The sequence below is a fragment of the Pseudomonas sp. PA-4-8C genome (assembly GCF_021606625.1).
Lineage (GTDB): Bacteria > Pseudomonadota > Gammaproteobacteria > Pseudomonadales > Pseudomonadaceae > Aquipseudomonas > Aquipseudomonas lactis.
On the sequence record NZ_WKCD01000225.1, the window covers coordinates 1 to 9,381 of the forward strand.

5 protein-coding genes and 1 pseudogene are annotated in these 9,381 nt (G+C 63.3%); all 6 read right to left on the minus strand.

Annotated features, from left to right (window positions below):
• A partial coding sequence (locus GIW04_RS23565) for an OmpA family protein (RefSeq protein ID WP_236479241.1) occupies positions 1–360 on the minus strand: 360 nt, incomplete at its 3' end.
• Between the two features lie 5 nt (positions 361–365).
• Positions 366–1,628, minus strand: coding sequence for a diguanylate cyclase domain-containing protein (locus tag GIW04_RS23570; RefSeq protein WP_120248507.1), 1,263 nt, complete (start codon positions 1,626–1,628; stop codon positions 366–368).
• Complete coding sequence (locus tag GIW04_RS23575; RefSeq protein WP_120248506.1) at positions 1,625–2,191, minus strand: YfiR family protein; 567 nt, start codon at positions 2,189–2,191, stop codon at positions 1,625–1,627. Before GIW04_RS23575 ends, GIW04_RS23570 begins: the two co-directional genes overlap by 4 nt.
• 132 nt (positions 2,192–2,323) lie before the next feature.
• Complete coding sequence (gene recD / locus GIW04_RS23580; RefSeq protein WP_120248504.1) at positions 2,324–4,402, minus strand: exodeoxyribonuclease V subunit alpha; 2,079 nt, start codon at positions 4,400–4,402, stop codon at positions 2,324–2,326.
• Positions 4,399–8,070, minus strand: coding sequence for an exodeoxyribonuclease V subunit beta (gene recB / locus GIW04_RS23585; protein WP_120248502.1), 3,672 nt, complete (start codon positions 8,068–8,070; stop codon positions 4,399–4,401). Before recB ends, recD begins: the two co-directional genes overlap by 4 nt.
• Positions 8,067–9,381, minus strand: a pseudogene (locus GIW04_RS23590) (exodeoxyribonuclease V subunit gamma); the annotation flags it as partial. The pseudogene GIW04_RS23590 and the gene recB, both read right to left, overlap by 4 nt.

A 9,381-nucleotide genomic window follows, 5' to 3' on the forward strand; every position in this document is an offset into this window, starting at 1 on the left:
GGTCAGCACCTTGCCCACGCTTTTGGCGCGGCGCAGGGACAGTGCCACGTTGTAGGGTTCTTTGCCGGAGGCGTCGGTGTGGCCGTCGACACGCACACGCTCGATACCCGCGCCTACCAGGGCCTGGCCGATGCGTTCGACGATGTCGGTGCTGGGTTTGTTGAGGGTTTCGACGTCACTGCCAAACAGCACTTTGCCGGACAGGCCGAAGGCCCAGCCTTCATCGGTCAGCTCGAAGCCTTGTTGCTTGAGCACGGCGACTTGCGCCGGGGTCAGGCCTTTGGGTGGCGTCTGGCAGCCGCTGAGGGCCAGGAAGGCCACGAGCAAAGAGATAAATAAAACGCGTGTGTTAGCGAACAAGGGAATCAACTCCTGTGTTGAACGTTGGCGACGGGGTGCTCCGACTCCGCCGTTTGCTGGCCGCCCGAGGACAGTCGTTTGGCCTGGTACATCGCCGCGTCGGCGGCGTTGAGCAAGGTGCCGGGTGTGGCGCCATGCTCGGGATAAATCGCAATGCCGATACTGAGGGAGGTCAACACCTGGGTGTCTCCAGGCAGTGGAATCGGCATATCCATGCTGGCAATGATTTTGTCGGCGATGCGCTGGGCGTCTTCGGCCTTGTGCAGGGGCGCCAGCAATACCGCGAATTCATCGCCGCCCAGGCGCGCCACCAGGTCGTCCTCGCGCAGTTGCGCCCGCACGCGGTCGGCAACGGCCACCAGCACGGCGTCGCCGGCGGCATGGCCAAAGCGGTCGTTGATGTCTTTGAAACGGTCGCTGTCGAGGAACAGCACCGCCACCCGCTCGTTGACCTTGGCCGCGCTGCGCAAGGCGCGGATCAGCCGGCCTTCGAAGAACGCGCGGTTGGGCAGGCCGGTGAGGCTGTCGTGGCTGGCCTGGTGGGCCAGGGTTTCGTTTTCGCTTTGCAGGTGAGTCTGCCAGGCTTCCATCTCACCGAGCAGGGCGTTGAAGTCGCTGCCCAGGCTGTCGAGTTCGGCGATCTGCGCCGAGGGTACACGGCGGTCAAAGTCTCGCTCGCTGCGGGCGGCGTGGGCGACGGCGGCCAGGCGTTGCAATGGCACGGTGATGCCATTTAACAGACGCCGCGACAGGTGTAACGCCACCCAGGCGCTGAGGGCGGTGCAGATCAGAATCCCGATCAGGCCGCTGAGCAAGAAGCGCAACAGGCTTCCACCGTGGCCGACCAGATGGATGCTGCCGACGGTTTGCCCTTGGCGCAGAATCGGCTGGCTGATGGGCTGTTCGAGCAGGGCGTGCGCTATTTGCAGCTCGACCCGTGACAACATGCCGGTTTCCGGGCGAACCCAGCGCGCCAGCAGCTTGCCGTTGATATCGAATACTTCTGCCTGGGCCACTTCTTCGGTGGAGGCAATCAGGCTCAGGGCTTCGGTGGCCGCCGCACTGTCGTTGAACACCACGGCCGCTTCCACGGTGTAGTTGATGGAGCGGGCGATCAGGTGCAAGTTGTGCTCGGCATACACCCGCAGGGCGAGGACGCCGAGCAGGGTCAGGGACACACTGGCCAGGGTGACCGCCACCAGCGCCAGGATCATATGCCCGCGAGCAATCACCGAGCGCAGGGTCGGCCGCACTTTATCGCGACTCATGAGCCAGACGCTCGACGACGGGACAACTGCAACACACTGGGATGGATGCGCACGCCGCTACGGGCGACGGAATCCAGGTTGACCTCGAACGACACCTGCTCATCGCTGACGCGCAGGCAGAACAGGCTGCCCACCGTGCATTGGTCGCCCCCTTCGCTGATGCTGAGTACGGGATGGCCGATCAATGAGGTAAACAGGCGGTTGCGTTCGTCGGGTGTGATTTTGCCGATGTAGACGGCATCACAGGCATTGACGATATCCGGATGATCGACCAGCAGGCGCCGCACCAGCACCGGACGACCGGTGGCCTGGGTAGTGCCGTTGACCAGGTCATCGGTGTACTGAGTCGGCCCGACAATGCACAGCCGCAATTGCGCAGGCTCCACCGGCCACCGCGCGTAGCTGAGAATACCCAGCACGACCTGGGTGACCGCCTGGGCGCGCTGCTCGGCGAGGCTGGGCGTCTGCGCCCATACCTGCGGCGCGAGCAGGCACAGAACCGCCACCCGCAACATGCGTCTCCAGCTCAAACTGCGCTCTGTGGGCGAGACAGCCACGTTCATGCAGCACTTCTCTCAGGTATTTTCCAGGGTGATGCCGCAACGATAGCACAGCGGCGGTAAACCCCATGCCGTACAGCTGGTACGGGGCTTACTATTTTTTCAGAAAAATCAGACATCTGAATCAGAAATATTTCATGACCTATCAGTCAGTTTTTCAGGCACGGCATCCAACTCCAGCATCAACCCGCTCAAACGCTTGACCTTGCGCCGTACCGCCTCCTCAAACACCCCACCGCGTGGCTCGATCAAGCTGAACCAGCGCTTGGCGCGGGTAATACCGGTATAGATCAACTCTTTGGTCAGCACCGGGTTCAAAGCGTCCGGAAGGATCAGCGCCGTATGGGTGAACTCCGAGCCCTGGGATTTGTGCACGGTCATGGCGTACACGGTTTCCACATCATTCAAGCGGCTGGGCAATACAAAGCGCACACCGCCCTGGCCATCGTTACGTGGAAAGGCCACCCGCAGCACGTGGGGGCCGCCGTCGCTTTCGGGCAATTTCAGCGCGATGCCGATGTCGCCGTTCATCAGGCCCAGGCCATAGTCGTTGCGGGTCATCAGCACCGGGCGGCCTTCGTACCACTGCTCGTCACCTTCGATCAGGCGTACTTTGCGCAACGCCGCGGTGATGCGCAGGTTGAGCCCTTCAACGCCCCAGGGGCCTTTGCGCACGGCGCAAAGCAGCTGAAACGCGTCGAAGGCGTGCAGCAATTGTTGCGCCCAAGCGGTCCAGGCTGGATCGTCACACGGTGTGTCGGCAGAGGGGCGTGCCGATTGCAGCAGGTTCAGGTAGTAGCGGTAACCCTGGGCGCCATCGCCTTGCCCGTCCAGGACCAGGCGCTCAAGGGCGTGGTCATGTTCGCCCTTGAGGCTGACACAGAACAGGTCGTCGTGACGGCCTGCGGCTAGTAGCTGGCGGGCCTCTTCGGCATTTTGCTGGTTGACCCAACGCGCCAGTTGGCCGATACCGCTGCCCTCACCGAAGCGGCGCGAATAGCGCAGCATCACCACTTGCTGGGCCAGGGGATGGCTGCCATCGAGGTCTTCCTGGAGGCCGCTGGTGCTCAGGTCTTCACCGCTGACGGCTTGCAGCCAATGGCGAGTCTGCGGGCTGTACCAGCCAGCTTCGGCATCGCGGCACAAATCGCCGAGTACGGCCCCCGCTTCTACCGAGGCCAGTTGGTCCTTGTCGCCCAGCAACACCAGGCGTGCGTGGGGCGGCAGAGCGTCGAGCAGGTTGGCCATCATTTCCAGGTCGATCATCGAGGCTTCGTCCACCACCAGCACATCCAAGGGCAACGGGTTGCCCAGGTGATGACGAAAATGCCGAGTGCCGGGACGACTGCCCAACAAGCGGTGGACCGTGGTGACTTGGGTCGGGATTTTTTCCCGCACATTGTCGGGCACTGTCAGTGACAGCACTTGCTGGCTGATGGATTCGGTCAGGCGGGCAGCGGCTTTACCGGTGGGCGCGGCCAGGCGGATGCGCAACGGGCTGCCGGACTCCACGGCGGGCGCCTGCAACAGCGCGAGCAGGCGCACCACGGTGGTAGTCTTGCCGGTACCGGGGCCGCCGGTGACGATGCTGAAGGCGCCGCGGGTCGCCAGGGCGCAGGCGAGCTTTTGCCAGTCAATCACCCCATTGGGCGCCGGTTGGTCGAACAGGCGATTGAGGCGTTGCGGCAGATCGGCGGCGGCGTCTTCCACGCTGGCCAGGCGCAGGCGCAGGGCGTGGTCGATACGCCGCTCGTAGGTCCAGTAACGGCGCAGGTACAAGCGCTTGCCGGACAACACCAACGGGCGGCTGCGGGCCTCCTCGCGGCCATCGACGGCCAGCGCGACCAACGGGCTTGAAGCCAGGGCATGGCTCCAATGGCCGCCATCCAGGCCGTGCAGCAACTGCGAGGGCAGCAGCATGGCGCCGGTGTGCAGGTCGCCTTCGGGCGGCAATGACAGGGCAAAATCCGGCGCTTTGAGGGTTTCGAACACATCCAGGCAGACGTGGCCATGCCCCAGTTGATGGCTGGTCAAGGCCGCCGCCAGCAGCACCAGCGGATCGGCGTTTGGGTCCAACTCGTACAGGAAGCCGACGAAGGCTTTGTCCAAGGCCCGCAGCCAACCCCGCTCGACCCAACGTGCAAGCAACTGCAGCAGGTCGGGGGCGCGATCAAGGGGCAAAAGCGCCTCCAGCGGTAACGGTGACAGGCTCATAACAGCACTCCTTGTTCCCAGGCAGGCTCAACCTTGGGTGGGATGGGCTTGCCCTGGAACAACAGGTCCAGGCTTTCGATCAACTCACGGGGCGGCCGGGTGAAATACGCCCCCTGGCTCACCGATTGGCTACCGCGCAGGAACAGATACAGGGCACCGCCGACGTGCTGGTCATAATCGTAATGTGGCAGGCGCGCCTTGAGTTGGCGGTGCAGGGCCAGCAGGTAAAGTACGTATTGCAGGTCGTACCGATGCTCGAGGATCGAGTGTTCCATGGCCTCAAAGGTGTAGGCCGAGTCGTCAGGGCCGAGCCAATTGGATTTGTAGTCCGCCACGTAGTAACGGCCATCGTGCTCGAACGTCAGGTCGATAAAGCCTTTGAACATGCCGTTGAGCAGCACCGGTTCGGCGGCCACGCGGGACACGCCGCCATGGGTGTGCTGGCACACCAGTTTGTCGAGGGCGAGCACGTCGACGGTGTGACTGGCGAACCAGAATTCCATCTCGATCTGGTACTGCTGCAGGCCGCTGAGGGTGAAGCGCTCGTTGTACAGGGGCAGTGGCGTTTGCAGCAGATGCTCCAGCCAGCCGCTGAGGGTGACGATCCAGCCTTCCCAGTTGCGGCGGTTACAGCGTGCGCCCACGGCTTTTTCGATCGCCTCTGGAGTCACGTTGAAACCTTCTTCACCGGCCCACTCCAACAAGCCGTGAAGGAAGGTGCCTGGGTTGGGACCGCGTGGGAAACGATGAATATCCCCGCCGGACGCGACCGTTTCCCGAGGGGCATCGGGGTCGAGGCGTTCGTCATCGAACAGCTTCTGGGCCTGTGGGCTCTCGGGCGCCTCGAGGTTGGCGGCGCTCATGCTGTCGCCGATGCGCAAGGCGCTGTAGGAGGCAATCCACCAGTTTTCCGCGGCCTTGCGTACAGGCAGCAACGGCGCTAGCAAGGTCGCTTGGTTGCGCGGCGGGTGGAACAGGATGTCTTGGGCGTCGGGCACAAGGTCATAACCGATGGCCGCGCAGCCTTGCTGCAAGTCCAGCAACCAGCGCGCCAGACTCGCTGATTCGCCCAACGACGCGCCGGCACCGAGCAAATAGCCCAATGCAGACAGGTGCAAGACCGAGCTGTTGTTATTACCGCGCTTGAGGTCGGCGATGCCCAGCCAGCAGGCGTGTTTGGCGCGGGTCAAGGCCACGTAGAACAAACGCAGGTCTTCAGCCAGGCGCTCGTCATCGGCTTGGGCGATCAGCTCGGCCGTGGGTCGTAGGCTGACGTGGGACTTGCCCAGTTCATCGTGGTAATGCAGCGGCAAGCGACTGCCGTCCACGGGCTTGGCCGAACAGATGAACGGCAAGAACACCAAGTCGTATTCCAGGCCCTTGGATTTGTGGATGGTCACCACTTTGACCAGTTGCTCGTCACTTTCCAGGCGCAGGATCTGTTCTTCACCGGCCTGCCCCGACAGCGCCAGATGCTCGGCCAAATGACGGATCAACGCCTGCTCGCCATCCAGTTCCGAGGCGGCCTGTTGCAACAATTCACTGAGGTGCAACAGGTTGGTCAGCACCCGCTCGCCATCACTGCGGGCGATGAGGGTTTGCGGTAGCTTGAAGTCGTGGAGCAGGCGACGCAGCATCGGCAACACGCCTTGGGTACGCCAGATGGCACGGTAGCCACGAAACTGCATCACCCGCGATTCCCACGCCAGCTCGTCCTGGTTCAGACGCTCCAGCTCCGCCAGGGACAGGTTCAGGGTGACGCAGGCCAGGGCCGCCCTTAATGGCCGTTCGACGTCCGGTTCCGCGCAAGCCTTGAGCCAGGCCAACAGGTCATGGGCTTCCTGGGCGGCAAACACCGAGTCTTTATCCGACAGGTACACACTGCGCACGCCACGGCTGGCCAGTTCGGCACGTACGGCTTGGGCTTCCTTGCCGTCGCGCACAAGGATGGCGATGTCTGACGGCAACACGCCCTTCAAGCGCCCCGCTTTCACAAAGCCTGCGCTGCCTTGCTGGCCGCCATTGAGCAACGCAACGATCTGCGTGGCGCAGGCGGCGGCCAGTTGCTGACGGTAAACCGCGTTGGAAATCGGCTGGTCGGTGGGCAGGTGCCAAAGGTTCATGGCCGGCAGCGTCTGGCCGTCGACCTGCAACTGCTCGCTACGGCCTTGGGACAGTACCGAATGGAACGGCACTGGGTTGTCGCCATCGGGTTGGCGAAACAGAAACGCACCACGGCCGGTTTCAGCACGCTGGAACACATGGTTCACCGCCTCGACCATCGCATGGCTGGAGCGGAAGTTGGTGCCCAGGGTGTGATGGCGGCCGGTGGTGGCCTGCCGGGCGCGCAGGTAGGTGTAGATGTCAGCGCCGCGAAAGGCGTAGATCGCCTGCTTGGGGTCGCCGATCAGGAACAGGCCGCTGTCGAGGTGGTTTTCCTCGATGCGGTAGATGCTGTCGAAGATGCTGTATTGCACCGGGTCGGTGTCCTGGAATTCATCGATCAGGGCCACCGGAAATTGCTCGCGGATCACACTGGCCAGGCGCTCGCCACCGTCTGCCTGGAGGGCGGCGTTGAGGCGGATCAGCATGTCGTCAAACCCCATCTCGGCGCGGCGACGTTTCTCTTCTTCGAAGCGTTTGCCAACCCAGCCGGCGGCATGTTGCAGCACCGCCGCGTCGGGCGTTGGCAAGGCGTCGAGGCTGGCTTTGAGGCCGGCCATGGCTTGGATGCCGGGGTGCTGCGGCGGCTCGCCTTTCCAGGCTTCGGCCATGCCATCGGGCGTCAGGCGGGTAAAGCCGGTGCCGATATCCAGTTGTTCCAGGGTTTCGTCAGCGGCCCAGGCGCTGATCTTTTCGAACCAGGGTTCGAAGTAACGCGCTTGCATCTTGCGCCCATCGACCGCTTTGGCGGCAACGGCTTGCAGGCAGATATCCCGCAGCTCGGCGGCCCATTGTTGCCAGGGTGCCTTGAGGGTAACCAGCGCGGCGCGGCGTTCTTGCAGGCAGGCGCTGATCAGTTCAGCTGGCTCGCGGGTTTCGGCGGTGGGCCGCTCGCTGCCGAACAATGCACGCACCCGTGGCATCAGCGCCGCGGGGCCGCCCCAATTATTGCGCACCCAGTTGAGCGCATCGTCATGCATTGGGTAGCAGAACAAGCGCCAGTAGTCGCGCAGCACTTCGCCCAGCAGGTCGCTATGGTCAGTTTCCAGGGTTTGCGTGAACAGGCTGCCGCTGTCGAACGCGTGTTCGCGCAGCATGCGCTGGCACCAACTGTGGATCGTCGAAACCGCCGCTTCATCCATCCATTGCGCGGCGATGTCCAGGCGATTGGCACAGGCCGGCCATTGCTGCGGATCATAGTGCTCGCGCAGGTCTGCGATCAGCGCATCGGGCTGTTCGATTTCGTCACGGAAGAAGCGTGCGGCTTCGGCCAGGCGGATGCGAATGCGTTCTCGCAGCTCCTTGGTGGCGGCGTCGGTGAACGTCACCACGAGGATTTGCGGTGGCAGCAGCTCGCGGCCGAAACCGGATTCATCGCCGCCATGGCCGAGCACCAGGCGCAGGTACAAGGCGGAGATGGTGAAGGTCTTGCCGGTGCCTGCACTGGCTTCAATCAACTGGCTGCCTTTGAGCGGGAACGCCAGGGCCAAGGGTTTGCCGATCATGCGTTGGCCTCCGTGCTGGAAAGCGATCGCCAGGGGGCGTTGATCAGCGGGCGATACAGGGTTTCGCACCAGCCTTCGAACTCTTCGCTGGCGACCAGGGCCGCGTAGTCGGGAAATTGCCGCGTGAGGGCTGGCGTTTCGCGGCGTTCGCCGTCAGTGGTGATGCCATCGCCTTCATAGGCTTTGCTCGCAGCCGCTTGGGCCTTGGCGGGGTCAGTCTGGCCGAGCCAGGCGAACGCGGTTTTCACCGCGACCGGTAGCGGTGTACTCATTCCCGTGCGCCAGGCCAAAAGCAGGTTGCCGAGGATTTCCTCGGCGCTGGCCTTGTCCAGCGGGGCCAACAGCAAGGTGTCGTCACTGGCTACCAGACCGGTGCTCAAGGGCAGACCACAGGCGCAGGCCACCACGTGATTGACCCAGGGGCGGATGAGGCGATGCCACTTGCGTGTCTTGATCGAGCCAATGCTGTTGGGGATGGTGGTGACGCTTAACAGCCCGCCATCACTGCGTCGGTGCAGGCCGCTGATCCAACCTTCCAGCTGGATGCCCTGGTACGCAAAGCTGATCGGTTCAGCCCCGGTATGCGGGGTGGGCCACAGCGCCAGAAGGTCTTGATAGCGTTGCACCAGGTCTGGCAGCGGCTCGATCAGTTCGTTACGCAGGCATTCACCGAAACCGACCATCGGCAGCAGGCCGCTGCCTTGCAGGCGCAGGGCCTGGGCGTTGAGCGCCTGATCGAGCTGATCGGGTTGGGTGAGCGCCGCGTTCAGCAGGCTATCGCTGAGGCTGTAGCGTTGCAACGCGTCCAGCACGAAGGGTTCTTCGTCAGCCAGCGGCACTTCGGCGGCTTCGAAGAATACTTTCAGGCGCTGGCTGAAGAAGTGCTTGACCGGGTTGCGCAGGAAATCCTGTAACTGGCCGAGGCTCAGGGGTTCTTCCTGTTGGTGAGGGGTCAAGCCTTGCTCTTGGGTGATGACCGTCGGTGCCTGATGCAGCAATTGCCATTCGCGGGCATAGCTGAACAGTGAATCGCCTTCGTGGAAGTAGCGGGCGCTGAAGGGTTGCAGCGGGTGCTCCTGGGTCATTGCGTCGAGCAGCGGCTGATCGTTGTTGGCGTGCTGCCAGCCGCTGGCCAAGTGGTCGCGCAGTTGGCCGATCAGTACCGAGGCCGGGCGATCGCTGTTGTCACGGATGCTGCGGCCTACCCAGCTTATATACAGCTGGTCACGGGCAGACAGCAGCGCTTCGAGCAACAAGTAGCGGTCGTCTTCGCGGCGAGAACGGTCGCCGGGGCGGTAATCGCTGCCCATC

Bases quoted from the DNA above. Each gene is read 5' to 3' on its own strand.
- GIW04_RS23575 (WP_120248506.1), bottom strand. From the start codon at position 2,191: ATGAACGTGGCTGTCTCGCCCACAGAGCGCAGTTTGAGCTGGAGACGC.
- recB (WP_120248502.1), bottom strand. From the start codon at position 8,070: ATGATCGGCAAACCCTTGGCCCTGGCGTTCCCGCTCAAAGGCAGCCAG.
- recD (WP_120248504.1), bottom strand. From the start codon at position 4,402: ATGAGCCTGTCACCGTTACCGCTGGAGGCGCTTTTGCCCCTTGATCGC.
- GIW04_RS23570 (WP_120248507.1), bottom strand. From the start codon at position 1,628: ATGAGTCGCGATAAAGTGCGGCCGACCCTGCGCTCGGTGATTGCTCGC.